Origin of the sequence: Vibrio sp. L3-7 (assembly GCF_963898195.1) — a bacterium.
Taxonomy (GTDB): domain Bacteria; phylum Pseudomonadota; class Gammaproteobacteria; order Enterobacterales; family Vibrionaceae; genus Vibrio; species Vibrio echinoideorum.
This window is the reverse complement of record NZ_CAWQUW010000004.1, coordinates 186,605-212,676: the sequence shown is the minus strand read 5'-3', so window position 1 is coordinate 212,676 and position 26,072 is coordinate 186,605. Positions and strand designations below refer to the sequence as shown.

General features: G+C 42.5%; 26 protein-coding genes. All 26 read left to right on the top strand.

Annotation, left to right across the window (positions count from 1 at the left end):
- The first annotated feature begins 3 nt into the window (after nucleotides 1–3).
- Nucleotides 4–1,176 carry a hypothetical protein gene (locus tag AACW75_RS05315; protein WP_145569592.1) on the top strand — a complete coding sequence of 391 codons (1,173 nt, stop codon included), beginning with the start codon at nucleotides 4–6 and terminating at the stop codon, nucleotides 1,174–1,176.
- 131 nt (nucleotides 1,177–1,307) lie between these two features.
- Nucleotides 1,308–2,786 carry a hypothetical protein gene (locus AACW75_RS05310; protein ID WP_186437171.1) on the top strand — a complete coding sequence of 493 codons (1,479 nt, stop codon included), beginning with the start codon at nucleotides 1,308–1,310 and terminating at the stop codon, nucleotides 2,784–2,786.
- A 14-nt stretch (nucleotides 2,787–2,800) separates the two neighbouring features.
- Entirely contained in the window at nucleotides 2,801–3,529 is a 729-nt protein-coding gene (locus AACW75_RS05305) for a type III secretion system protein (protein WP_145569594.1), read from the top strand.
- 35 nt (nucleotides 3,530–3,564) lie between these two features.
- The gene (locus AACW75_RS05300) at nucleotides 3,565–4,137 is read left to right on the top strand and encodes a hypothetical protein (RefSeq protein WP_237297650.1); all 573 of its coding nucleotides are present in this window, start codon (nucleotides 3,565–3,567) and stop codon (nucleotides 4,135–4,137) included.
- Nucleotides 4,121–4,531, top strand: a complete 411-nt coding sequence (locus AACW75_RS05295; protein WP_019820957.1) for a hypothetical protein — start codon at nucleotides 4,121–4,123, stop codon at nucleotides 4,529–4,531. Before AACW75_RS05300 ends, AACW75_RS05295 begins: the two co-directional genes overlap by 17 nt.
- Before the next feature lie 5 nt (nucleotides 4,532–4,536).
- Nucleotides 4,537–5,109 (top strand): hypothetical protein, encoded by a 573-nt coding sequence (locus AACW75_RS05290; RefSeq protein ID WP_145569596.1) that lies wholly within the window; start codon nucleotides 4,537–4,539, stop codon nucleotides 5,107–5,109.
- 457 nt (nucleotides 5,110–5,566) lie between these two features.
- A complete protein-coding gene (locus AACW75_RS05285; RefSeq protein WP_145569599.1) occupies nucleotides 5,567–7,966 on the top strand; it encodes a hypothetical protein in 2,400 nt (799 codons plus the stop codon).
- A 128-nt stretch (nucleotides 7,967–8,094) separates the two neighbouring features.
- The gene (locus AACW75_RS05280) at nucleotides 8,095–8,691 is read left to right on the top strand and encodes a hypothetical protein (RefSeq protein ID WP_017107719.1); all 597 of its coding nucleotides are present in this window, start codon (nucleotides 8,095–8,097) and stop codon (nucleotides 8,689–8,691) included.
- Nucleotides 8,688–10,577 carry an FHIPEP family type III secretion protein gene (locus AACW75_RS05275; protein WP_145569601.1) on the top strand — a complete coding sequence of 630 codons (1,890 nt, stop codon included), beginning with the start codon at nucleotides 8,688–8,690 and terminating at the stop codon, nucleotides 10,575–10,577. Before AACW75_RS05280 ends, AACW75_RS05275 begins: the two co-directional genes overlap by 4 nt.
- A gap of 9 nt (nucleotides 10,578–10,586) precedes the next feature.
- A complete protein-coding gene (locus AACW75_RS05270) occupies nucleotides 10,587–11,630 on the top strand; it encodes an EscU/YscU/HrcU family type III secretion system export apparatus switch protein (protein WP_145569603.1) in 1,044 nt (347 codons plus the stop codon).
- Nucleotides 11,614–12,372, top strand: coding sequence for an OmpA family protein (locus AACW75_RS05265; protein ID WP_145569605.1), 759 nt, complete (start codon nucleotides 11,614–11,616; stop codon nucleotides 12,370–12,372). The genes AACW75_RS05270 and AACW75_RS05265 overlap by 17 nt, the downstream gene beginning before the upstream one ends.
- Complete coding sequence (locus AACW75_RS05260; protein ID WP_145569606.1) at nucleotides 12,362–12,757, top strand: hypothetical protein; 396 nt, start codon at nucleotides 12,362–12,364, stop codon at nucleotides 12,755–12,757. The genes AACW75_RS05265 and AACW75_RS05260 overlap by 11 nt, the downstream gene beginning before the upstream one ends.
- Complete coding sequence (locus AACW75_RS05255; RefSeq protein ID WP_145569608.1) at nucleotides 12,744–13,748, top strand: hypothetical protein; 1,005 nt, start codon at nucleotides 12,744–12,746, stop codon at nucleotides 13,746–13,748. Before AACW75_RS05260 ends, AACW75_RS05255 begins: the two co-directional genes overlap by 14 nt.
- A gap of 12 nt (nucleotides 13,749–13,760) precedes the next feature.
- Complete coding sequence (locus AACW75_RS05250; RefSeq protein WP_145569610.1) at nucleotides 13,761–14,426, top strand: hypothetical protein; 666 nt, start codon at nucleotides 13,761–13,763, stop codon at nucleotides 14,424–14,426.
- 3 nt (nucleotides 14,427–14,429) lie between these two features.
- On the top strand, nucleotides 14,430–14,642 hold the full coding sequence (locus AACW75_RS05245; protein WP_145569612.1) for a FliM/FliN family flagellar motor switch protein: 213 nt from the start codon (nucleotides 14,430–14,432) through the stop codon (nucleotides 14,640–14,642).
- A 327-nt stretch (nucleotides 14,643–14,969) separates the two neighbouring features.
- On the top strand, nucleotides 14,970–15,494 hold the full coding sequence (locus tag AACW75_RS05240; protein ID WP_145569822.1) for a winged helix-turn-helix domain-containing protein: 525 nt from the start codon (nucleotides 14,970–14,972) through the stop codon (nucleotides 15,492–15,494).
- 228 nt (nucleotides 15,495–15,722) lie between these two features.
- Nucleotides 15,723–19,184 (top strand): hypothetical protein, encoded by a 3,462-nt coding sequence (locus tag AACW75_RS05235; RefSeq protein ID WP_145569614.1) that lies wholly within the window; start codon nucleotides 15,723–15,725, stop codon nucleotides 19,182–19,184.
- Between the two features lie 139 nt (nucleotides 19,185–19,323).
- On the top strand, nucleotides 19,324–19,599 hold the full coding sequence (locus AACW75_RS05230; RefSeq protein WP_145569616.1) for a hypothetical protein: 276 nt from the start codon (nucleotides 19,324–19,326) through the stop codon (nucleotides 19,597–19,599).
- Nucleotides 19,600–19,651: 52 nt separating this feature from the next.
- Nucleotides 19,652–20,338 (top strand): flagellar type III secretion system pore protein FliP, encoded by a 687-nt coding sequence (locus tag AACW75_RS05225; RefSeq protein ID WP_017107708.1) that lies wholly within the window; start codon nucleotides 19,652–19,654, stop codon nucleotides 20,336–20,338.
- A 1-nt stretch (nucleotide 20,339) separates the two neighbouring features.
- Complete coding sequence (locus tag AACW75_RS05220; protein WP_145569618.1) at nucleotides 20,340–21,023, top strand: type III secretion system apparatus protein VscT2; 684 nt, start codon at nucleotides 20,340–20,342, stop codon at nucleotides 21,021–21,023.
- Nucleotides 21,016–21,267, top strand: a complete 252-nt coding sequence (locus tag AACW75_RS05215) for a hypothetical protein (RefSeq protein ID WP_145569620.1) — start codon at nucleotides 21,016–21,018, stop codon at nucleotides 21,265–21,267. The genes AACW75_RS05220 and AACW75_RS05215 overlap by 8 nt, the downstream gene beginning before the upstream one ends.
- On the top strand, nucleotides 21,257–22,723 hold the full coding sequence (locus AACW75_RS05210) for a secretin N-terminal domain-containing protein (protein ID WP_145569622.1): 1,467 nt from the start codon (nucleotides 21,257–21,259) through the stop codon (nucleotides 22,721–22,723). The genes AACW75_RS05215 and AACW75_RS05210 overlap by 11 nt, the downstream gene beginning before the upstream one ends.
- Nucleotides 22,723–23,985, top strand: a complete 1,263-nt coding sequence (gene vscN2 / locus AACW75_RS05205) for a type III secretion system ATPase VscN2 (protein ID WP_145569624.1) — start codon at nucleotides 22,723–22,725, stop codon at nucleotides 23,983–23,985. The genes AACW75_RS05210 and vscN2 overlap by 1 nt, the downstream gene beginning before the upstream one ends.
- The gene (locus tag AACW75_RS05200; protein ID WP_145569625.1) at nucleotides 23,939–24,343 is read left to right on the top strand and encodes a hypothetical protein; all 405 of its coding nucleotides are present in this window, start codon (nucleotides 23,939–23,941) and stop codon (nucleotides 24,341–24,343) included. Before vscN2 ends, AACW75_RS05200 begins: the two co-directional genes overlap by 47 nt.
- A 16-nt stretch (nucleotides 24,344–24,359) precedes the next feature.
- Complete coding sequence (locus AACW75_RS05195) at nucleotides 24,360–25,817, top strand: hypothetical protein (protein ID WP_237297649.1); 1,458 nt, start codon at nucleotides 24,360–24,362, stop codon at nucleotides 25,815–25,817.
- The gene (locus AACW75_RS05190) at nucleotides 25,804–26,037 is read left to right on the top strand and encodes a flagellar biosynthetic protein FliQ (RefSeq protein ID WP_145569629.1); all 234 of its coding nucleotides are present in this window, start codon (nucleotides 25,804–25,806) and stop codon (nucleotides 26,035–26,037) included. The genes AACW75_RS05195 and AACW75_RS05190 overlap by 14 nt, the downstream gene beginning before the upstream one ends.
- The last annotated feature ends 35 nt before the right edge of the window (nucleotides 26,038–26,072 follow it).

Sequence of the window (26,072 nt, the reverse complement as noted above, 5' to 3'; positions counted from 1 at the left end):
ACGATGAATGTTAGTAACCTAAGTGGTATTTCGATACTAAGTTCTTCTTCAGACAAGGCGATAGTTACGCAAGATATTGAAGCTCGACTTGCGGCGATTGATAACGCGCAAGCGAAGTTGAACCAAACCGACACCACTATCTTGGAGTCCGATATGCAGCCAGCCAGCGCTGAAACATTAGCGATGATCGCTGCTCAACAAAAGCAAGTGGTTGTTACCATGGTCAGTGGTAATCCTGAACAGGCGATTGCTATTGCGCTTGCACAGAGTATAGAGGCGTATGGTAAGCAACTGGAATTGATCCAAGGTTGGACTAATGGTGGCGTTGACATGTTTGAGTCAGCGCTTTGGTTGATGCTAGCAGACTTAGAAGAAGGTGGAATTCAACCTGAAGAGATGGAAGACCTTTTTCAGATTGCCCTTATGGATATCATGATTCACCCAGAACAGTATGGGTTAGAAAGTTGGTATGCCGCAAACAAGACTGATATTAGCCATATTTTGGAGAGCACTGGCAGTGGTAGCCATGGTCTGCATGAGTCCAATTACGATACTCCTGAAAAATTAGCAGCGGTGACCAAGAAACTTTATAAAGGGATCATGGATAACGCGACGATGCCCGAAGGCTCACTGCTGGACCAGGTAATGACTGATTTGGAGGGGGCTGGAGGTTCAGATGCCCTTTATAAACAAATCAATGATAACTACTACGATGATTATGGTTGGTGGGCTAATGGTACATCCGACGACCTGAGCCCGATGTTACGCTTATTTGTTCTCAGTGAAGTGCTGCAAAATAATCCGCAAATGACGCAAGAAGAAGTGGAACTCATTTTAACAGGCTCTCTCGATGATATTGATGCTTATATCGCAAGGACGTTTGGTCTTGATCAACTTGGGCAACCTTATACAGCGCTCACATATTTATGTGCTAATTCGACCTGGCAGGTCCAGGATGGGTACACCTATGGCGACCAAATTGATTGGATGGGAAATGGCATTGATAACAGCGACTTAGTTGCGCTTTATACTCAGTTTCCACCTCGAGAATTAACCGACGAAGAAATCGAGGAAATCAATCGTATCGGCGACCAGGTCAAAATGCTTCAGCAAACTCTCAAATACTGGCTTTCAATATGCCGTGATGAACAAATGGCGATTGCACGCAATATTTGATTGTCTTACAACGCCAGCTAAAGAACAGCATAAAAGGACATGATATTGCTGGGGACATGTCGCTCGTCCATCGAGAGTAGAGCAAGCCTGAGGGATGCTTATTCCCGGCCTAATACATGAAGGGAAAATACATGAGTACATTCATGAATACCATCTCAGCTCCGGCCTATGTCAGTGCTGTAGAGGATCAAAGCGAGAGTGAGCAGAGCACGTCTGCTCAAAGCTCTGCTGTGGAGTCGGCCTCGCCGAACCAGCCACTTCCTGGTAGTTCTGTTTCACTTAGCGCTTTGTGGCGTTTGGTTGAAGCACAGATGAAAGAAGTCGCGAATGCCGTTTCAGGTACAGGCAAAGAAAACTCAGAAGCAAAGAAATCACTGATTGAAGTGCAGAAAGAGTCTCAGATTAGCCAACTGAAAGATCGTGAAAGCCAAATCGAAGAACAGAAAAAAGCAGACAAGAAACAAAGCTTTTGGGGCAAGTTGGGTATGGCGCTTGGTTTTATCGCTGCGATTGTGATTGCACCGTTTAACCCAGTGATGTCGGCAATTATGATTGGAACCATGGTTGCGGCGATTGTTATTCCTAAGATCGCAGATGAAATAATGAAAGCGGCAGGTGTTCCTGAGGAAACTCGGGAAAAAGTTAAAATGGGGTTGGAGATCGGCATTGGTCTTGTCGGTATGCTGCTTAGCTTTAACCCTGCTCAGTTGGTGAAAAACATAGCCAAAACAGCGGCAACTGCGGCAGCAAAAGCTGCCAGTGTGGTTGACCGTGCTGTTGATGCAATGATGAGCCTACGTAGTATTTTAGCCAATATAAACCCAGCTAAATTGGCTGCTCTACTGGGGAAATCTGCCGCAAACGGTGCGACTAAAGCGACTAAGTTATTAGATACCGCAGTCGATGCACTCAAAGCATTTAAAACGACATTGGTTAATACGACCAAGCAAGCTCTGCAAAAAGCGGCTGATACGGTGACAAAAGTCATGAATCAAGCACTTGAAGCTCTTAACCAATTGAAAGCGAGTTTTATTAAAGCACTAGACACGGCATCTGATGCTGTTAAATCGGTGGGTACGGCGCTGAAAGAGCAGTTAGCTAGTCTAACCAAAGCGGTCGATAAAGTTTCGTCGGTAATGGACGACTTTGCTGCTAGTGTGAAAAACCTTAACCCAGCCAATATGTTAAATAAGTTATCCGAAATTACTGACAAAATGTCTGACATGCTCAACACCATAAAGGCTATGCGACCAAGTCAACTTCTCAATAAAGCCAAACAGATGTTGGATGATGTGGTCGAATCACTTAAAGACTTGATGACCAATAGTGAGAAAGCTTCACTTCGAGCTACACGGGTCAACCAAGTGGTGGAAGTAAGTTCGAATGCGACTTCTGTCGTTAGTACCGGTTATGGTGTGAAATCTGCTGATATCTCGAAAGATTTAGAGGTTGCTCAAGCTAAACAAGAAGAGCTAGAAACTCGCATTCAGCAAATATTAACCATGCTTTCCCAGGCGATGCGCACCGTGACTCATGCGTTTGAGTCTCTTTACAAAACCAATAGTGATCATCGTGAATTTAATGACAAGATGATTTCGATCACTATGTAATCCGGAGAAATAATATGACAACTGTAATGATGAATACAATGCCTTCGGATTTCACATTGAAGGAAGGTAAGAACACAACATACAGCCCAGAGATCAATGAGAAAGAGTGGAATAGCTTCTCTAGTTCATTAGATAAAGCCAATTCAGGCACTGTTTCGATGAGCGACCTTTTGGCTTTGCTAGCCGAGATTATTGAATCGTCTCAGCGCTTACGTGCTCAGGTGATGCAAAATCGTATTACTGAAGCTGTCGCGACTAGTGATCTAGCTGTGAAAATTGCCGGAGATAAGTGTGGAGATGCACAGCGTAAGTTTGGTATTACACTGGTTGCCTCAGTTGCAACGATGGCACTATCCACGGCAGCAACTGTGCGAATGGGGCAAACTAAAACCCTTCAAGATAAACATGTTGTTGATATGACCAATGGCAAGTCGACTTCAGTGAAATCATTAGATTCGAATACCGTTAATGATTTTAGTGCTCGTTTACAAGAGGGGCGTACTGGTAAGTATCGTGCGGTATCTCAAATGAGTGAGATGGGCGGTAGCATGGTAGGCAATGTCAATGAGATGCAGAATGCTGCACAAGTGAGAACTCAAGAAGAGAGCCAAGCCACTAAAGATCTGAAAGAGAAGTTCGATGGTCAACTGGATCAATACATTCAAGACTTAACTCAAGAGGCGGTCAAATTGAATGAAATACTTGATTCCGTGGCCAGAGCGAGTCTGGTAACAAACCGATAAGGAGCAAGAGCGGGCTCGCCCGCTCTTTTTAGCCTATGCGAAGTGTCTCGTTTTCGATGCCACAAAAAGCTGAGCGTGTTTCTGACATCACTCCGACAAAACAAACTCGGGAAGAGAGTCAGACAAAGCGTGTCCGAGATGTTAAGCAAGCTGATAAACGGGCAAAAAAACAGCATCGCCTTTTTCGTATTAGACGTAAGCCGATGACACCTCAGCAGCTGCGGCAATTTTCAAAAATGCTGAACAGCTATCAACTTAAAGCCTTAAGAGATTGGCATGGGTTCACGCAAGGCTTACCCGAAAAACAATCGCTTAACGAGGCGCAGCTATTTATTTTACAGGCTGCCAATCAATGTCAGCATCTTTATCCTTCCTCTATTCGCAAAAAAATGACTCAGTATCTGGAGTCATTAGGTGCGTTGGCCGAGGGAATGGACGCAGACAGTGAAGTACTGCAACAGTTGGTAGCTTATGAGCATTATCTGGAAGGGTTACTTTCAATGTTAGTACTCTGTCGAAAGTATGACGATCGTGAGCGTCGGTACCAACAAAAGCCACAAAATTTGAATGATTCTAACGGAGATCTTAACGATGACCAGTCCTTCTAGAATTGCCCATTGCGACATCCAAAATAGCGGATTGGATCCTTATGAAATGATCAAAAACAAGTCACAACGACTGAGTTGGAATCGGCTGTCTGATACCGATATCTATCTTGATAAAAAGGCGGTGATTGAGTGGTTTGAACGTTTACGTCACTACTCAGAGCCGACGGTCAAAGCCATTGTTGTTGACGGAGTACTGGAAAATGAATTCCACAATATCACTTTTATTTTACGACTAGTACAGGAGCACGACTTTAGCACTATGACATCTAAAGATACTTATCAATTATTGTATGATTTTGTGTGCCAAACACCTCAAGGAATTAGAGATTGGGTGGATGAAAAGGATTATTTGATGAGCCGCGATGTATTAGCCCTACTTTCTCGAAATCGGTAAAACCTATGAATCATGACATCATATCTTTAAAGCCTTACCGCCAACTTAGCAGTACTGTGGCGGCGCAGATTAATGCGGTCGCAGGGCATTGTTTTGACAACCAAGCCATTCATCTTGATTTTGGTCAACTGGTATTAACCCCGAAATTTGTTGATGAGTTAGTCGAAATAACCCTAACTCATTTAGGTATCGAAGGCACAGGGTATGTGAGAGTCAAAGACATTGAGCGTTTGCTTGGGCTAGAAGTAAAACACCTTGAAAAAGAATATCTTGAATATCTTATGTCAATGAATCTTGCCAAAGAGGGAGTGCAATATGTACGCTTCATTGATAAAGAAAATCAGGTTGCTCTCCCCTCTCTTATGACCTGTATCTTTAAGTGTAGTCGTATCAGCACAACCATGTATTTGGTTGCCGAATTGCTCGATCTTGACACTGAATATTTACAGCCTAAACCACAACGTTTACCCGCAGATCTTAAGTTATCGGTTAGCTGGGCTCCATTTGAAACATACTTAAGCTGTGATGAATTAACCACGTTGTCTTCTGAAGATGTGGTTCTGGTGTACCCCAAATAAATGCAATTCACGTTAAATCCAATCGAGCAATTTTTGCTCAATCTCGAGCAAAGTGAACGGACGGTATTTAGTGAGTATCCCGACTATCTTATTTATCCCATTCTGCCGTTTTTTCAGCTCGTTCATGTTTGCAATACGGAACAGGTGATTGAACTGCTGAACCAGTTTGAATCGGTACTAGGTGGTTACTTGATACGGGTTGACGGTTACTTAGCGTTTACTTGTCCTGAGTTTAGTGTCCGCGAAGATGATCTTCGTCGTTTGACTCTTCAATTGTTAGAAATAATGAGGTTCTAATATGTTATCCCCCACTTCCTCTGTTGGCCGTCTTGTTGTCGAGCCCTCCTCCAATACCGATGAAAGTCGGCCTGATAGTTTAAGAGGAGATAGGTCTTTGATAGCGTCAGTTAGCCCTCGACAGACGACTGTGCCTAGTGATGAAAGTCCAGACCGACTAATGGTCGCAACGTCAGCGTTTGCTTCTGATAGTTCAGAAGCTGAGGAAAGCGAAGCTGAGCAAAAAATATCCTGTAAAAAAAGTAGCAACAATAAAAAAAAGGTCGAGAGGAAATCCAATCGATATCATGATAAGACTAAAGCGAAAGCTCACCTTGGTGCCTGTGTGACAGGAGGCATTGCAATGGGGGTGTTAGCTGGGCCTATTGGTTTGGTGTTTGCTGCGGTTTACATTAATGCTATGTGTGTGACCATGTATGGTGGCAGCCAATTTGTCACTGGAGATAAAAAGGAGAATAAAAAGCCTGAAGAAGAGTTGCCGCAGGAGAACACGTCGCCTCATCCGACAGCTAACAGCGATCCTTTAAGGCCAGAACCCGCATCACAACCAGAGCAAGATGACGGTAAAGGTGAGGGAGAGGCCGACCGCAGCTACTATAATAAAGTTAATAGTGATAATTTCACCTTTGCTCCAGTGATCTCCTCCGGAGATAACATCACCATCAATGGTAACATCTATCTCTACCCGGGTGCGGATTATCAACCCACGCCCAACGCAGATCACACGTCGAAAAATGCAGCGACGCAAACCTCGGAACAAGCTTCAGAAACTTTAGTTCAAGAGCAAGACCGGTCTGTTTTCGTTACTAACATAACCCAAGTACCATCACCGAGCATTGAACAGACCGGGCCCCTAGATGAAACCGTGAAACAAATTTTGGTTGACCCTTCCGCTAATAGTCAACTGTTTCATTGTACATTCAGTGATGGGATGAACGCTTATTTACGTGCAGACCCGCACCTTATTATTCCTACTAAGGTAGCGACTCATCAACAGCATATTCACCAACAGCAGGTTGGGACACCTTCTTCACCTCCGACCGGTTTTCTAGGTTGGGTTAAAAACGGGAAAAATGATAGTTGGATACAGACGAATCAGTTTACCCCTGTACAAACCACTGAAGGCCCGATTAGAGGCAAGAATTACGAAGCCGATGCAGGCCTGAACCTCAGCAGTGGTGAGCGTACGCATAATGCTCCTCCTGTGTCACTTTCGTCAAATCAAGGTAATCAGGATCCTTTGGATGATGACGACTCTACAGCATTAAAGTTTACAACTGAAAAGGTTAGGACGGCTGAGCTGAAATATCGTAACGACGCTCAGCTTTCTACAATTTCATCTCGACCGATGGAAGAGACACATTCGGTAGGTTTTGGAAATTCAGGTTTGAGTGAGCAACATAGTTCAGAAAAACCTGAAAATGAACCAGCGCTTGGCAAGCTGCCAGAAACAGAAAAGCATCATTTATATAAGGAAGAAAGTCTTGTTACATCGGATAGGATCTTAACTGGCTTAGATAGTTCTGCGACAACCGGTTCTTTAGGCTGGGTTAAAGGTGAAGATAATAGCGGTTGGAAACAAACGAATCAGTTTACTCCTGTGCAAACCACTGAAGGTCCCATTAGAGGTAAGAACTACGAAGCCGATGCGGGTTCGAGTATCAACAGTAGTGAGCGATTACATAACGCTCCTTCTGTGTCACTTTCGTCAAATCAAGGCTCTACGGAGCCTTTGAGCGATGACGATTCTATTGAATTACAGTCGACTACTAATGAAGTCAAGGTGGCTGAGTTGATATCTCGCAACGATACCTCGGAGCCTTTGAGTGATGACGACTTTATCGAATTACAGTCGACTACTAATGAAGTCAAGGCGGCTGAGTTGATATCTCGCAACGATACCTCTCCGCCTTTGAGTGATGACGACTTTATCGAATTACAGTCGACCACTAATGAAGTCAAGGTGGCTGAGTTGATATCTCGAAACGATACCTCGGAGCCTTTGAGCGATGATGATTCTATCGAATTACAGCCGACCACTAATGAATTCAAGGTAGCTGAGTCGATATCTCGAAACGATACCTCGGAGCCTTTGAGCGACGACGGTTTTATCGAATTACAGCAGACCACTAATGAGGTCAAGGTGGCTGAGTTGATATCTCGTAGCGATTCTAAAGGTTCTTTGATTTCATCTAAAGTGAGCTCGAAAGAAGATATCCCTGAAAAGAAAGAGACAGCTTTTCTATCAGAACATATTTTATCGGGTGGTCGGAAGTTTGAGGTTCAAGGTGGTAAAGCTCGTTGGGTTAATGTTCAAGCGAGCAATTCAAATACTCAACAAAGACCAGTGATCCTTAGTGCTGGGTCAGCCATTAGTGGTGTTGCGCAAAACTATACGCAAGGTATTTTTGCCAATGTGAAGGACCTTGATGAAAGTCGACGAGAGTCTTTTCATAAGCTTCAAGAGGGGGTATCAGTAAAGCAGCTCTCAGAGTTTAATATTATAAATGGGAAAGCTGAACGGCCTTTAGATAAACAGAATATCGCTTATGTCGCGTAGTGAATAAATCTGTCAAAAGCAGAGGTTTGTATTAAAAGACTAAGTTCAGGTTTAGTCTTTTTTTTTCTTTTGAGCTCAGTGAGCTTGATTGGTTAAGGTACGCCGAAGTATTGAACAGAGGTGTTCCCTTGTACATTGAAATTGAACCAGAACAGCGAGTGATTCCACAAATCACACTTAAGCGCAGGCGTAGCTCTAATGTAATTAAAAAGTCTGAGGTACGCCTTTTTCACGAAGCTCAGGCGTTGTTGATGGCGATAGAAGAGCAAACGCAAGAGCATCAAAAGATTCTTGAGAAACAAGTATTGCGGATGATTGAAGACAAAGAGCAGGCACTCAATGAATACGTGGAGAAAGCTTACGATAAGGTCATAGAAAGTTGGCTGCGTCAGCAGAGTGAGTGGTTTGAACATGCCCAACATCAACTGGCGGAATTGCTCAATGATCAACAAAACAACTTCAATCAAGTCAAGCAAGAACTCAAAAGATCGATTGCTACCTCGGTCAATTCACGTCTAACCAAATTGAATCAAAGTGACCATCTGATTGGTCACCTGGTTGAGTTGCTGCACGCTGAAATTGATGATGAAGCGAGAAACTTGTCGGTAAAAAAAATCACCCAAGAAGATGGCGTGGTTTTAACTATCGAGAATGAAGACAGTATTATTAGTATTAACACTGTTAGCCTCATTAATGAGTTGAGAGCGGGTTTGGACCAATTATGATAACTCGGTTCAAAGGTAGGTCGTTACTGTTCAACCCGAGCAGTGTCATTATTGCTTTGCTATTGCCTACCATTATTTTGGTGACTTTACCTGGCGGTATTATCGATGCATTTATTCTAGTCAGCTTTATCAGTTCCGCTTTGCTCTTGGTGATCATGTTAGAAAATGATGACCCTCTGAACGTCACTTTTTTGCCTACAGTGGTGCTACTACTGACTACCTTTCGCTTATTGCTTTCTATTGCAACTACCCGAAATATTATTGCAAACGAGGATGTTGGCGATGTAATTGAAACTGTCGGCGAGTTTGTAATGGGCGGCAATTTGATTTCTGGCCTACTTATTTTTGTCATTATCACCATTGTTCAGTTTTTAGTGGTTACCAAAGGCGGAGAGCGGGTTGCCGAAGTCGGTGCGCGATTTTCTCTTGACGCACTACCCGGTAGACAGATGACGATTGATGGTGACTTGAAAAGTGGCCTCATTACTGGTGAGCAGGCGCAAAAATTACGTTCAGATCTTAGTACTGAAAATAAACTATTTGGTTCGCTTGATGGGGCTATGAAGTTTGTTAAAGGGGACTCTATCGCTGGGATTTTAATCAGTCTAGTTAACCTGTTTGGCGGTATTTATGTCGGCATCAATCAATTTGACTTATCGCTTTCAGAGAGTGTGAGTCGGTTTTCGGTTCTAACGATTGGCGACGGTCTTGTCTCTCAGATCCCGAGCTTGTTGCTCTCGATGGCATGTGGGGTTTACTTAACCCGAATTAAAGGTGCTGGAGAAGAATCAAGTCCTTTTATTGAACAGTTAATGACGCAGATTGGCGTGTTTTGGAAAAGCCTCTTGATCATCGGATTCGTCATCTTTGCGCTTGGCCTATCTAATAGCAACTTGTTGTATGTCTGTGCACCTCTCGCGCTGATGTGCACGTTATTGGCTTTTTTATTGTGGCGTAAGCAAGCCCAGCCTACAGCCATAGCGGTATTTGAGCCGTTAGGTTCTGGTGTGTTTCAGTCGCTGAAATTTGTTATTCGCGAAGGTAACCATCAGCTTGTTATTCAGCGTAGAGTCGAAGATATTGAGCAAGTTTTGTGGGGGCAGTCTTTGGGGGCGCCTGCAGTAACTGTCAATGCCCAGCTCGATAATGATATTGAAGTATATGTCTCCGGTATATGTATTTTCCGTTTTAGTCATGACGCTTCGCAGCCTGTAATTGAAGTGATGGAGGATGATGTTTTTGTCCGCCATCAAGATGTTGTATCAAATGTTTCGACAATCGTTGATTACTTTCTACGAAAACGCTTAGTGGAAAAATATAACCTCCAATATACCAGCAATATCATAGATGGGTTGGCGACGCAGAGTGAAGTGATGAAAAACGAAATCGACTCAGCGATTGGTTTGAATCGTGTTCATGATGTTTTGAAAGAGATGATCCGTTCATCTGAATTTTATTTGGATAGGATTAGCTTTTTTGAGGCGCTGATCTACTGGTCTCGTATTGAAAGCGAGCCTAAAAACTGGTTGATCCGCATTCGTAGCCAAGCGCGTTATGAGATTACATCACGCTTACTTCATAACCAAGACAAGCTGCATGTTGCTCTACTTGATCCCCCATTAACGGAATTGATTGAGTCATTTGTTATGGGTGAGACGGAAGATGTAGATCGATTGATTGATATTCAACAAAGCTTGCGTAAAGAAGTGGTGCGTTTAACGACACAGTACGGATGTAAGCCTGTTTTGGTAGTTAACGATAGCGAGGTCAATCCGGTGAAATCCTTTTTCCAGCAGGTAATGTCAACAGTTGTGGTGTGTAGCCATGGCGATATTGCCGACTCTTCTTATGTTGCGACGTCTGAGCCACTTAAGATTGCAAGTTAAGGGACTTAAATGGAATCCACTGAACCTAAAAAATATCCGCCTACGGAAAAGAAATTACGTGATCTGAAAAAGAAAGGGCAATTTCCCAAAACTGAACTGGCGGAGCCGACTTTAGAGTTGATTGTGTTTGCTGTTGTCCTAATTGGTGTCATTTTTTTACTCTTCGAAAACGCAGACCGTTGGATGGAAGAAATGCTTTACTCCGACGTTCAAGTTGGTTTTAAGTTGATGCTTTCATTGATTAGTGCAGTGATTGGCGGGTTAGTTCTGGTAAAAATGATTATGGCGGTCATTGATTGGGTTGTTATTAATAAAAATGTTATCAATACCGAATCCTTGGGGTTAAAAATTGAAAAGCTTCATCCGGTCACTGGGTTCAAGAATATTTTTGGTATTGAGGCAATGTCACGCTCATTGCGTAAGGTCTTAGAGCTGCTTTTTCTTCTGTTTTTGCTCAAGTATGTTTTTGATATTGCAGGTGACGAACTTAATACACTCAAAGAGATCAACAATCGCAGTTTCTTTCTTTATAACTTGGTGTTCTGTCTATTGGTGGTATCACTGTTATTTTTTGTTTATGGGGTGAGTGTTGGCTGTGTCGATTTCTTAGTTGAGCGTTATCACTTTGAACGAAAAAACCGTATGACATTCACTGAAATGAAGAATGAAATGAAAGAAACGGAAGGATCACCAGAAATAAAATCGGAACGAAAAAGAAAGATGCGAGAGGTAATGGAGGCCCCTATTACCAAAGGCAGAACTCCGACATTTGCCTTGGCAAACCCGACTCATATTTTGGTTCCTGTCTGTTTTGAACCACATATTGATAAAGCTCCTGTGGTCTTAAAAATCAGTACGGACTTACTCGCCCAGGAAGAAAAAAAGCGTTTAAAGATGATGAACGTGCCGATTATTGAACACAAACCTTTGGCACGAGCCTTCTATCGCAAGATGAAGCACGGTGAAGATTTTATTCCTAAAGAATTCTATCGTGACGTGGCCATGATCCTATCTGCCCTTAAAAAGCATCAAAAAAATGAACAATCTAAATAAAATCAGCCTCCCGTTGGTCGGGATGGTCATGCTAAGTGCGTGCAGTAACCAGGTTCGAGACGACAATTTACTACTCGATTATGATTGGAAACCCGATGTGTACAATTTGGTAATCGCTAATGTTGCCGATGCCGATAATATGCGATTTTGGGTTCGACGGGCCCCTGAATACGCAGAGGGTTCGCCGCACCATCGAGCCTGTGTTGAGGTCGCGCAACCGACAGAGGCAAATCGATTCTATATTGCTAACCTAAATACTTATGGTCTGACGGAAGTGAAAAGTTGTAATGAAAATTATCTGGCGGTCAATAACCTAGTTGAACCAGAAAGAAGCCAGGCCTTTGATGGTGAGCAATGGCGAACAGTCTATGGTATTTCCAAAAGTGAACTCAATCATTCAAGTTTGTTACTTAAGTTTGAAAACTTGTTTCCCGTCAATGAGTTTAGTCTGACCAGAAAAGCGCGTAATTCTTTGATTGCTGTGTTAACGGAAATACAAAAGTGGCCAGTACAAAGCGTGACTATTTATGGAGTAGCTGATTCATCTGGCACTTATTCGACTAATCGAACGCTGGCGGACCAACGAGCGAAAGTGACTCGTGAATTTTTAATAGAAGAAGGATTGAGGTATGTCCCCGTGCATATCAGAGGTAGTGTTGAAAATGGTCTAGATACGGCGCAGCAGCGAGTCGATCAAAGACGTTTCATGATAGAGGTAAAGTTAAAAAAACATGAAAAATAGAAAGTTTTTTTTATTGATCAATGAATTTGTTCACTTGAATCACGGAGGTAGCCTTCACCTTGAAGGAGGCGATGCTTTAATTTGTCAATATAAAGAGCGGCAGATAAGAGTTGAAAATGGCGCTAGGCTTGGTTTACATGGGCAAATTGTGCTGGTGACAAAACTCAATCAGCAGTCATTGTCCGCTAACCTGTCGCTCAAGCTCAATGCCGATTTTCGCCTTACGGCGGACGGCTACATCGCCTGTATCACAGAGCAAGACTTTGATTTTATGCGCCATATTACGTTGCCGGAACATCCTCAGGAACTACTCCGTCTGTTAAATGAGTTTGTTGTTCAAACCACAATATTGGATGAAGAGATAAAACTACATGTGGTTGATTGAATTTGTAGACGGCCACCTCCACGGTGTATCGCTGCCATTGCAAACAACATTCTCTCTCATGGGCAACAAAGAGGTCAGGCGAGATAATCAACTTTCGGTGCCGGAATATCTTCCTAGTGATACGGAATTAGTTTTTAAAATAGAAGATCAAGCATGGTTCGTGAAAGGTTTTCGTCGCGGCGATAAGCTTAAAAAACTGGTGGCTAATAGAGTCTACAGCTTTAAAGGATTGAGTTTTTTCTTATATCAAGAAGGTGAGAGGAACCCCAAGTTACGTCGTTTTGGTTTTAGGCAGTATCAACCCGTAGTGGCTTTGACTTTGGTCCTTAATGTTGCACTGGCGGCTACAGTATTGGCTTTTTTTTATAATCAGCAGCAGACGTTGATTGCAGGATACTTAAATATGTTGGGATCTGGTTTTATTAAAGACGGCAAGTTAAACGTTTTTGATGAAGCTGCGTTACAGGCTCTTCCTGATTACTGGCAGGATAACCTTAGATTGGTCGAATCAAACCAATACCTTCGATTAACACAACTCGATATCGAGCTAGTTTCTTCTCTTACAGGAAAATCGCTTGAGAGTCAGTTGGTATCTAAAGCTAGCAGAGATGAAGTTCAGGTTAATACCTATGAAGAAGAGAATCGGATAATGCTTCTGTTTGGTGAGTATGGGTTAACGTTTTCTAAGCGGGGGGATAATTGGTTTGTGTCAGATCGGGCTAAAGCGGAGCAGTTATTGAAGAGTGCGGGGCTAGGCTCATTGACGGTGAACCTAAAAACGAAACTTGACCAAACCGAGGTCATTTCTAGTAGAGAATTCCCGTACTCAATTTTTTACTCAACCACTTCTGGTGGCTATATTTACGACCAACAAGGGCGTTATTGGGAAGGCAGCACTGTCCCAAGCCTCGGGGTCATTCAATCGATAACGCGAGACAAAGTCGTATTCAAAAATACTCATAAAACTCGTGTGTACCTAATTCAACCATAGTAGGAAAATAGTATGTCAGAAATTCACCTTGGAATGATGCGAGTACCTAGCGTGCAAGACTTGGGCACGGAACAAGCAAAAGCCATCGTTGAAAATAGCCCAGTGGTTCAGCGAGTAGTCAACGCAAGTCGGGATACAAGTTCGTCACAATATCTATTTACTCCTGGGTTTTCCGATCCACTAGACCTAATTGATCAATTGTTATCTAAGTACATTGAGGATCAAACTGCTAAAGCGGATAAGATAGCTCAAACAATAGAGACCCAATCGAGTGCTATTGCTGAAATTAACCGCTTATGGGGATTAATCATGGCAGAAACGCTCCCTAATACCGATCCTTCAAATAATGATACGACGGGTCTAAAAAATGTAAAAATATCATCAAATCCAGATGTTTATGCTCTGGATGAAATTGATAGGCTTATCAAGAAGGATCTAAATGACGGGCAAGGAATCGCTGCAATTACAGGCAAGGAGCTCAGTGCGACAAAAGGTATGAAGGTCTCCTATGGAACCTTACAAGAATACAATGCTACGATGACAGCGTACTGTGACACGATTCAGGTTGACCTAGATACACAGCAGCAGGAGTTTAAAAATATTATGACGGAAATATCATCGGCTCAAGAAGAGATACGTGATGTGCGCCGTGCCATTGTGGCGATTACACAGGGGTAAATAATGAAAGTTGCAATTGATGTTGTGGTTGGACACACCACGATGACTCTGGATGAACTTAATCAGTTACATAAAGGTCAGATTAAACCCGTAGCGGACTTTATCCAGTCTGAAGTCATGCTTAAAAGTGGCAATGAGCTGATTGCAACAGGAACACTCGTCAAAGTTGACGAGCAGTTTTGTGTAGCAATTGACGAAATTAACGTAACGGTATAATTAAGCTAAATCATTAATAAACAAAGATAAAAATAGGAGCTGTCCTTTTTATGAGTTTTTGATGTTTTTTGATGTTTTTATTTTTACTGGCTTTTATGTTTTATAAATTCATGGTTTTTTCACGGCGTTTTTATCATTTTTTTTCCAAATTAATACATTATCTCTATCGTTAATTTACTCATAAAATAGTACGCGGTTCTAACATTAGACACTGAATCAGCATATTAGGGTGGAACGAAGTCAGCTATCCAGACGAGTTGGTGCTTTACCGCCTTGTTTGGGTTAATAAAATAGAGCAAGAATAATCAGTGTATATAGGGGTGAATGATGGAAAGAAATTACGTATTGGGAAATCAGGTGATTTTTGACATTTTAAAACGTGAGGTTGTTGCCAGTGATCACGTTGTGAATTTGGGAGGGCGGGAAGCTGCGATTCTCAAATTACTGTGTGAACGAAGTAATCAAGTATTAAGCAAAGATGAGATTCATGAGCAGGTTTGGGGAAGGGTTTTGGTGAGTGAAACGTCTCTGACCAAAGCAATTTCCAATTTACGTAAATCGCTAGCCTTATTTAGTGATCTGGCTTGCGAGATAAAAACCGTACCGAAGGAGGGTTATATGCTGATTCTTGATGATGAGGCCGTAGCCCAATTTTTGTCCGAAGAAATACCGACATTGGCGATTAAAAGTATCGTTAGTAGCACTAAACCGGTTATCAATTCTTCTTATCTTAACTCCGTTTCTGAGCCTATCAGTTCTCCAGTCAAGGGGACATTCTGGTTTACAATGGTTTTTTCTGCTTCTTTATTGGCCTCGGTTCTGACGACTGGAATTCTGCTTTTTATGAGATGAACCTTCTGCATCTTGGGATGGCAATGGTAATGGCGTTTGTCGTTGCTATTCCCCTATCTACGCGATAGATAGTTCAGTGTTTTTACGAATCAAGGTGATTTGAATTAAAACAGTTTAGGTAATATCCAATGGACGTATTTATTCCGATATTATCATTTTTATTAATTACAATAATGTTCTGTTTCGTGCATAGATAAACCTGTTCGGTTAAAACTAACAGGTAAGTTTATGTACTCTACATCATTAATGTCTGTTTATTCTCGATCCAGTGGAACGGAAGTAGATCCAGTCCAGCAAGGTCTCTTGTTTACTCCCGTAAAGCGTCGAGAGATTGAAGCAAAACATTTTATTGATTTGACGAGTGTCGATGACCACCATGGTTTAAAAATGATGCTGTCGCTCAGAAAAGGTAAACTCGTCTTAATTACGGGTAAGAACAAAGGCTTATTACGTGAGTTCTTGCATCAACGAAGCTTTTCTAAGCCTAACTACTACCAAGCAGAGGTCAGAACGCCCGATGCTCACTTTAGTCGTTTGTGGGTTGGCCACGATAATAAGCTTCATGCTTGTTACAGAGACACAAAAACAGGTAATGAACGTCACTGCATTTTAAAGCTCATCGGTGAATTTACCGAGAACCTGCGGGCAGAGGGAGCTGGCTTCAATGTGCGAGTCGATAAAACACCTGCTCAGGCTGACGTCAAAGACACGCCTACTGAATCTTGCTCGGTAATAATGTTAAAGGGTGAAACACCTACGAAAGTAATCCTAGCTAGCCCAAGAGAACTTGTGATAGGTGAAGAGGAAAGCGTGAAGCTTGATTTACGCCTGTCTTCCAATGAATATATTACCAGCATAAAACCTTGCGGTTCAACGCTTCAAGTGGTGATCGAAAGTGCTACTAAAGTGTCCAAGGTAAGATATGTTGATGCGCAGCATCTGACTTTACAAAAAGGGGACAATAGTTTATCTCCCATAGTGTCCGACAGCCCTCCTATCGCTTTTGCGCATTTTAACGTCAATAACAGTAACCATTTTGCAAATGCCAACCCTTTTATAGATCACAAAATTAAGCATATTGGAAATCAATATGTGCCTTTATCGGGTTGGATTGACAGTATAAAGCATCGGTTGTCTCGTGGTCATGAAAAGTGGAATCGCGGAAGAAAAATTGATGCGGTAAAGTCGTTCGCTAAAGTCGTTGATCCTGGCCTACAAACTTCAGTTCATTGGGTAAAGGGTGAGATAGAACGCCAGAAAGTTTCTCCTGTAATCATGTCCGTTGAGAAACGAATTTCCCATGAACTAAGTCAGCAAGAGTACCTGCAGTCAAAATGGGAGCAAGGGATATCACTCAACCAGATTATCAGTAGTTCAGCTAGGGTGTATAAGAAAACGGATCAGGAAATGCGGATTGCCATGGCGGTACAAGCTGGTTCTGATAGGTCATCGACAGTAGGTGTTGAACCGGCTAAGGAGGGGGTAGCTAAGCAATTATCCAACAGTACCACCATCTTAGATCAGTTAGTGTTAGGTTTTAAACGCGAGCATGGCTCTTATGATAAACACCTAAAACAACGAATCATTTCATTGCAGCAACGAATGGATGATTTACTCGGCCACCCTTCATCTGATGTGTTGTTTGACTTCACTCAGTTTGCATCAATACAAATGTCATTGACAGCTTTATCTGAAGCTAAATCAACGCCTTTTACCCTGCAAGATCTTGACCTGTATCTACCTTATATTGAGCGCACATTGACCAATGCACGCCTTTATTTAGCGACTCAGGTGAGCGAACAGTTTAAACAGGGTAAAGCGCAATCAAATCAAACATTGGCTAATAAGTTATTCACTGAAAATCATGGTGAATGTAATCAGGCTGTTTTACGAGGTCTTGCATCGATGAAGGCACTGCGGAGTGCCCATAAATCGGGTGTTAGATTAGCTGAGTCTATGGGCAATACCCATAGTGGTTTGGGAAAAATTTGGAATGATTGGATGGGGCGGCAAACTCCAGCACATCAGATCACTGAGCAGATCAGCGATCGAGTGAGTACTTTACCTCAAGGCGATGCTTTGACTCTAAGTGCCCATTATGGGGTGAGTGGTTTTGCGGGGGTAGCTCATTTTGGGTTACCGTTTTCTGGGGGGTATTTCGCCGGGGTGGTCGCCAACTATGAGAAGCATTACGACTGTAAGCTGCTCTCTTTGGAGGGGAATACAACTCAAATTCAACTCGTGCGCAAGGGTGAAAAAGGCGCAAGTGCTATCGTTGGGACTGGTGGAGGCTTAGAAGATCTAACTAAATTAGTTAGATATCGTAATGGCTCTTTAGTCACCCTTATGCCGTTTGAAGCGACTTTAGCGTTAACGGCAATGAAAGACAGTCAGCAGAGCTTTGCTTTTGATGTGAGTAATGATGATTTGCAGAAAACTCTTGGGTATCTATTTAGAACAGAGGATTGGCAGCAGGGCCTTGAAACTGAGTTTAATAAGGCTCAGTTTTCCAGTAGTGATTCATCAATAGCTAAGGTGAGTGGTTCCGCAAATAGCCAATTCAGATTTCAACTGGGCATTGATGCTTCTCCTAGTCTTTCAATGGTGATGCCTCGAACGTATGTTAAAGCCGGTATTGACATCGAGTTGAGTAGACAACAAGCCAGGGAGTTTAAGCTAGGGGAACAAACTAGTGCCACACAAAGCGTGGATTATTTTGTCAGTGTGGATGCAGAAGCTAACAGTGGTGCGAGCGTGATGCTATTTCCGCTATCGTCTACCCATGCATTTCCAATAGCCATTGATGAAAAGACGTTTGTTTCTGTTAAGCCATTTGGTGATGGATTAACTGCGCATTACCCCACAAAACATCAAACAACGGAAACGATTAGTAAGCTCAGCCAACAGTCAAAGCCAGCCAGTTCAGATATCACTTCTCAACAGCTTGAGCTGCTATGTACTGTGATAGAAAATTTCAAACGATGTATTGAAAAGCATCCCGAATGGGATATCGCAACGCAAAACCTCGCTAAATCACAACTTATGACTTTGTTTAATGCAAGGCAAAGTGGTTCTCATCAAGTTATCAAAACTATTGCTGCAGAGAATATACAACATTTAAAAGTATCGTATGAGCAAAAGATCAGCTGGAGTTCTCGTTGGGCGGATAACATGCGCCGAGCTTTTCATATCACGCCCAAACATTCTGCGTCTCTTGGTCAGTTAATGGAGGCTTATCCATCCGGGGGGAAGATGCTGAGAGCTTTACGTGCATCAAGCCAAAGTCAGAGCCAAATGCTAAATGTGGACAAAGCATCTTCGGTAACAGCTGTAGCAAAATATCAGATGCCCATAAGTGTGTTAATTGATCAGTTTAAACAAACCCTTGAGCAGCTTGACGATGTGCAAGACAGTAAAAGCGTCAGGGCGATTTTTAAATCCTTGAATCAACAGTTGAATAGAAAAGGTGAGACTGGGCGGAGTTTTTATAAGTTGAGTAAAATTGAGTGTATGCGAGCGTCTTCGTTGAGTCGTCATCCCGCTGGAATTTTACCCATGGTTAAAGTTAAAAAACTCAGTCAGGTAATGCTTAATGAGTCTTTAGGTGACATTAACTTCTTGTATTCAGAGGAGGGTGAACCTGAAGTCATCAATCGTCTTGATGGCTCTTTATATAGTGTACCAAGTTAATATCCAGAAGAGTCTTGGGTGGTAAAAGCTGACCTTTTTTGAGTGTGCATGATAAGGGTAATTATCAGGAATTTTCACTGTGTGGTGACAGGTTGTTTAGTGATAATGCGCTCAACACATCACATAATGGAAACAAGCAATGTCCAATTTAAGCACAGGTTATATTTCAGGCGTTTTCGGTGGCCTTATCGATAATGCAGACGACAAAGTGTCGACTTTTATTACAGACCATACAGGTACTACAGCTAGTGACGGTACTTTTGCGAAAGATCCTACTGGAACACTAGTCTTAAGTGCGTCCGAGTCACTTGAGCTTCAGCAGTTGATGGCCGATCAGAGCATCGCCGCTCAAACATCGACGTCAACACTAAAATCCGTCAAAGATTCAATTTCAGCTTCTGCACGAAATATTTAATACGTCGGGGTCATTTGACCCTGCTACTTTTAGCGGTAAGTGAGCCCAGTTTATGATTCAGTTGCTTAGTCCAGATAATGCATTTTCTGGTGCAAACCTGATCGTTTTGTTGACGCTGGCGTTGTTGTCAACGGTATTTTTTATCTGCTTTTCTGGTTTTGTTAAATACAACATTGTGCTCAACATTATTAAAAATGCGGTTGGGACTCAGCAGATACCACCTACGATCGTTGTCAACTTGCTTGCAGCGCTAATGGCGCTGAATAGTTTATGGCCAGTTATTAAGCCCGGTATTGAGCGCGTAAAGCCCTATTTCTCTGAACAGAAGAAAGAGACTCTTGGTTTGCCATTGGATCTGACATTGGAAGAAGAGCAGCCCAAAGATATTACGATGTATTATTTAGCCAGTAACATCTTTGATTTTTTCCCCGAATTGTTGGATCGAGCTGAGACTAAGACGAATCAATTGACAAGTATGATCGATATTCCACTTCATTTTGATGAGGATAACGATACGTTTAAGTTTTTTCTAGGCAATCTGATTCTTGACCTATATCAGGGTTTTGAACTGGGACTTAAATTGTACATGGTGTTTGTCAGCATCGACTTTTTGATTGCGGTGATTTTGAGTGGTGTTGGTATGACGATGTTGTCACCTACCGTAATTTCAACACCCGTGAAATTGGCGGTTTTCTACTTCTCGGATAGCTGGACTTTATTGTTCAGAGCTCTTGGCTAATATGGGGGAATTATTATTTCCCAATTGGATGCTGTTTGCTGGTTTTTTCCTTTTTTTAAAAATTTATAACCCGACCAGGCTTTATTTAGACAACATTACCTGTCTTGCGATCGCCGCAGCAATAGCGATTTTTGTTGATTCTAGTCAACTCGACCAGATCCCGACATTTGGTTGGGTGATAACGGCGGTGATTTTTGCGATGTTCTCCTCTGTTCCTTACTGGCTTAGTGGAACCGTAGGCAGCGTTATTCAACAGTTATTACTACTTAACGAGCAGTCGGTTCAGGACAAACGCTTTACGGATGAATCGGAGGCGTTGGCAAAAATAAGTAGCTTAACTTTCTTAGTTTTTGCGTTGCAAAGCGGCACTTTGTTTCGCCCGATCATTGACGTGATAGCGCACAGTAATGAGACAAATCTCAATCTAGATTTTGAGTCCTTGTTCTTCCTCATCACGGATAGTTTGAAGATGATGGTAATTGTCGCAGGCAAGTACATCATTATTATGCTCGCGATTACAGTCTGTTGCGGTTACGTCGATCTGTTTTTCAAAAAAGCATCCTTATCACTTTTTGTTACACCAAACATTAAAGCGATCGTGGTGATTATTTTACTTAACCTCTGGTTGCTGAACGACCAGTTTTATGTTTTCAAGCAAATGATGCAAAAGGTAGGTTATGACTAGAGTTGAAATGATAAATACCACTTATATTGCTGGACTATCAGAAACCCAATCTGATTTCGAATTAGTGGCTCAGCAGGTAGATAAAAATAAGCAAGCTCTAGGTGAAGCTTCCTCTGGTGAAGATAATGTTGTTACTGAGCAGGATGTAGTCGATATGGTGATTGAACAAACTGTGATTAACGAAACTATTCGCCGCATGAAAGCAGATCAACAACGTCTAGAAGAGATTCTTGATGAAGTATAAACGACTACTGTGCCTAATCTTTTTCTCGACACTGCTTCGAGCTGAGGTGTTGATTAAACAGCAGGACATTAATTTGCAAGGTGCGCTCAAAGCAATAGCTAAAGATATGCAAGTTAAGCTGGTTGAAGATGTAGATAACAAAACTGAACGTCAGTTGATTACTCAGACATTATCAGGGAATGGAGCGGATCTGTTAAGCCAGTTATCAGAAGTATATGACTTTGACTGGTATGTTTACGGCGGTACTCTCACGGTTCAGTCGGGTCAAGCTTATATCAATTATGCTTATAAACCGCGTAACATCGCACCGAAAACCTTGTTAAAAGAGCTCCAACAAACCTTCAAAATAAGTACGACGACCAAGGTTAAGTTAGTTGAACGCGGTAATTCTATCTTGTTCTCTGGTACTCGCAAGTTTGTCAATGATGCGGTCGGTTACGCGACTATGGTGGATAAGAACCAGTTTCTTGAGAATGGTAATGACCTCGAACTGGCAAGAATCAATTTCCATTACCTCTCTGTGGTTGACCGACAAATTGATACTTTTGACGGCAACATTGTCTTCCTCGGTGCGACTTCTTTGATTTCAGCGGCGATCATAAATATTGGGCAATTCCAAAATGTTAACAATGATGAAATTATTCAAAGAGCCTACAAAGTAAAGCTGAGCGATGGGGATAAACAACAGCTAGATGAAGAAGAGAAAACTTCCAAAGTACAGCCTTTACCAGGCTCTAATGCACTACTTATCCGTGGGACACCAGCTGAAGTTAAGCTAGCGAAACGAATTGCAGCTCTGATCGACATCAAGCGTCAGCAATTATTATTTTCACTTAAAGTGTACGACATCGCAGTATCTAGAAGTGAAAACCTAGGAATAGACAGCTCTTGGTTAAATGGCAGTCGTGGTATATACGACATAGTGGTGCCCCCGTTTACGCAAACTAAGGATTTTCTACAAAATTTTCAGGCTTTGTCGTCGAATGGGGTTGCGCGCGGTATTTATGAGACCAATTTACTGATTCTGGAAAATCAGCAGGGTCATTTTGGTAAAAAAGATACTGCAACGATTACTTTGATATCAGAGAAACAAGTCCAGACTCAAGAGATTGAGGCCGACAATAGCCTTTATGTCACTGGTCGTTTGCTTCCCTCTGGCGATGTCCAGGCCAAAGTCGAATATATTGAAGAATCTTTGGATGATGACGAGGATGAGGGAGGCGGGACGTCAAAACCGCCGAGAGTTAGCTCTCAGTCATTGCAGTCAGAAGTGTATATACAACCTCAGCAGACCGTTATTTTAGGAGGCTTTGACAATACAGTAACCCAACAAACTGTCACCGGTGTCCCCGTTCTTTCTAGCATTCCGCTTTTAGGTGAGTTGTTTAAAAATACTAACGAAACTAAGAGAAAATATAAACGCTACATATCGATCTCTTTTAAGGTGATTAACTAATGTTGACGCACTTTTTTAAGGTCAAGGAGTCCTATCAAGATACGGTTATTTGTCATGTTTCTGTCGATACCTTTGTTGGTCAGGAGTGCTTTATCGATACGGTTACGATGGAGCGTATTCGGGGGGAAGTGATGAAAATTGCCGGATCGCGAGTTGAGATAAAGCTTCTTCAGCCCGGAGCTGTCCAGCGTGGCGGTCGAGTTGAAATTACGCCGCGTCGTTTCTGCTTCCCATTAAATGAAAATGCCTTGGTTGGGAAAGTGATCAACTGCTATGGCGAATCGATTTATGGCGATAACTATCTCAATCAAGAAGGCCAGTTTCATGATCTACCAATTGCTGTAGAGCCGATACCTCTAAATGTTCGTGCACCGATTGAAACCGTTTTTCCAACCAAACTTAAAATTATTGATGGGCTTTTTACCATTGGAGAGGGGCAACGTGTTGGTTTGTTTGCACCAGCAGGAGCAGGAAAGACGACTACGGTATCTATTATGGCGAACAATATGGATGCTGATGTCGTGATCTTCGCCATGATTGGCGAACGAGCTCGTGAAGTCGTTGAGTTCCTTGAAGGTGAAATTGGCCCTGAAGTTATTCAGAAGTCGATCACTATAGTATCGACCTCGGAAGCTAATCCTTTGGAGAAGGTGCGCTCAGGGTTAGTCGCCGTCTCTATTGCTCGTCATTATATGGAGCAGGGCAAGAAGGTAGTGTTGTATTTTGACTCACTGACTCGTTTTGCTCGTGCTCAGGCGATGTTGGATAACACTCCGATCAAAGGGGGAATTCCGATAGGCGTTTCCCTCGCTTTGTCTCGCTTAGTTGAAAGTTGTGGCAACTCTAAGTTTGGCTCTGTAACCGGAATCTTCACGGTATTGATTGAAAAGGAAATTGATGATGACCCAATCGCGCATGAAGTGAAGTCTCTGATTGATGGTCATTTGGTTTATTCGACGACAATAGCATCAACTGGCCGTTACCCTGCTATCGATGTTTTAAAAAGCAAGAGTCGTTTGCAGAATAAAGTTCAGAGCCATGAGTTCGTAAGATTATCGGAACGGGTAAAAGACATGGTTTATCGCTACTTCAATGTTGAGTTGTTGATTCGAGTTGGAGAGTACGAAAAAGGAAATGACTTAGAAACCGATGAAGCGATAGATCGTTATCCGCACATTATGTCTTTCTTAAAGCAAGGGTTCGATGGAGTGGAATATGAGCAAACCCTCGAAGCGATGGAAGGAATTTGGACAGCTTATTGATATTGTTGATATTCGTATTGGTAAACAGCAAAGAAAGCTCGTTAATCTGAGGAAGCAGTATCAGGAATTGGTCAATTTCATTGAAGAGAAGTGGCAAGAAATTGAGGAGCAACAGCGTTATTTGAAGTGTCTTAATGTCGTTGGTGAACCCAACGCCCTTAGCCGGTTGTTTATGCGCCGAGAAAGTACCAAATCAGCGATAGAGTCTTTGTTCTTTGATGCCTCGATAAAGCGTCAGAATGCACAAGAACTGGCGCATCAAATAACAGATGTTGAAGCGGAAAAGCGAAGATTAGAAAAGCGAAAGGACGCGCTCGCCGAACTTCGCGAGCAGATGAGGTATGAAAAGCATGATTAACTTATTTATCAGTGAGGTGACTCGTACGACACTCAATATTGGTGAAGGATTTGAGTTGGACCAGCACCTCACTGATTTACGCGAACCTGACTTAGATACACTTCTGCTTTTCGACGATAAAGAGTTAGAAACTGAGATTAAAGTTGAGCTTCTTATAGCAAAAGGAATCCCCCAAACGAATGTTTTTGGTGACCTTTGTATTAAGGAATCCAAGCAGAGCTGTGAGAGTAAGAGGGAGCAACCTGTCGTTGAAAGCAAAGTCGCAATTGATCCTTTGGTTATCGTCAAGCGAGATTCTGATAGTCATTCTGGACTAGGTCTAGCAGGAGCGTTGCGATATGGTCAGCCAATGTTGAACAGGGTAACGTTACAAAAAGTGAGTTTATCGCTGGATGCCAAGGTCGTGCATGCGTTGTTAAATACAATGCCAATGGTTGCTGATTTAGATAAAGCCTTCATGGGACAACTATCAAATTTAAGAGGGGGAGAGCATCATCCTGTTACTCAGGTTTCAGCAGTGGTGACCCTAGCTCCTCCTCTTCATCAACGAGAACAGAGTCATGGTGCTGTTGTTACGATTGGTAATGCCGAGCCTAATGTGACTAGTCGACTAGGAATGGTAATGACACCCCAAGAGGCTAGGTTTGTCGGTCAGCCTGAAATGAGTAATAGCCCTGTTGTTACGACGGGTAATGCCGAGCCTAATGTGACTAGTCGATTCGAAATGGGAATGACCCCCCAAGTAGCTAGGTCTATCGATCAGCGTGAAATGAGTAATAGCTCTGTTGCTAAGATTGGTACTACCGTGCCAGACGTGACCTGTCATTCAAAGGGGATAACTGTTCTGCCCGAGTTTAGGTCTCTCCATGAACGAGACCGAAGTAGCAGCATTGTTGCTAAGACAGAGCCTACAGTTCTAGATGAGACCAGTCGAACTAGAGCTGTCATGGCACCACCCGAACCTAGGAGTTCCAAGGAGCAAGGTCTGAATATTAGTTTTTCGGGTAAAGCAGTACCTACAATGTCTGACGTGACAAATCGAACAGGGACACTATCGCTTCCTCATACTCCGTCGGGGCGATATACATTTGGTTTGGAGCGGAGTGGTGGAGTCACTTCGCAGAGCTCAACTCTGGTTCAACGGGGTGCTGTCTCGTCTGAATTGGTCAATCAAGTCGCACTCACTACCGTGATCTCTGAGGAGGGGAAAGCAAGCCACGATATTTTCCATAGGGAGGTGGTAAAAACCAATACAGACCGAGGAGGATTGACTGTACCTTCATCGCTTGCATTGCAAACATTAGTACCAGTAGAAAGAACAACGAGAACGCACTTCGAGCTCGCACCCGAAATTTTTTGGCAATACCCTCTGGTCAATAGTTATCGAGTTCTGTTTCGTAATAAATATTATCTATTTGAATTTGAGGAGCACCAAGTGACTAGTTTTCTAGAGGATGTTTATGACCGTACTTGATGTGACCGCAGCCTGTTTGGACATAGTGAAAGATGCGATCATTATATTTTCGTTGAGTTTTGTGATAACTGGCGTGATTGTTGGTCTGCTTCAAACTGTGTTTAGCGTCCAGGACCCGGGTTTACCTATGGCGGCAAAGTTGGTTGTTTTCATTATCTTGCTCACTCAGGTTGGAGGCAACATTTATGACCAGTTTCATTTGTTGTTCCGGCAGCTATAACCATTATTTACATCAAATTCAAATATTGTAAGTTC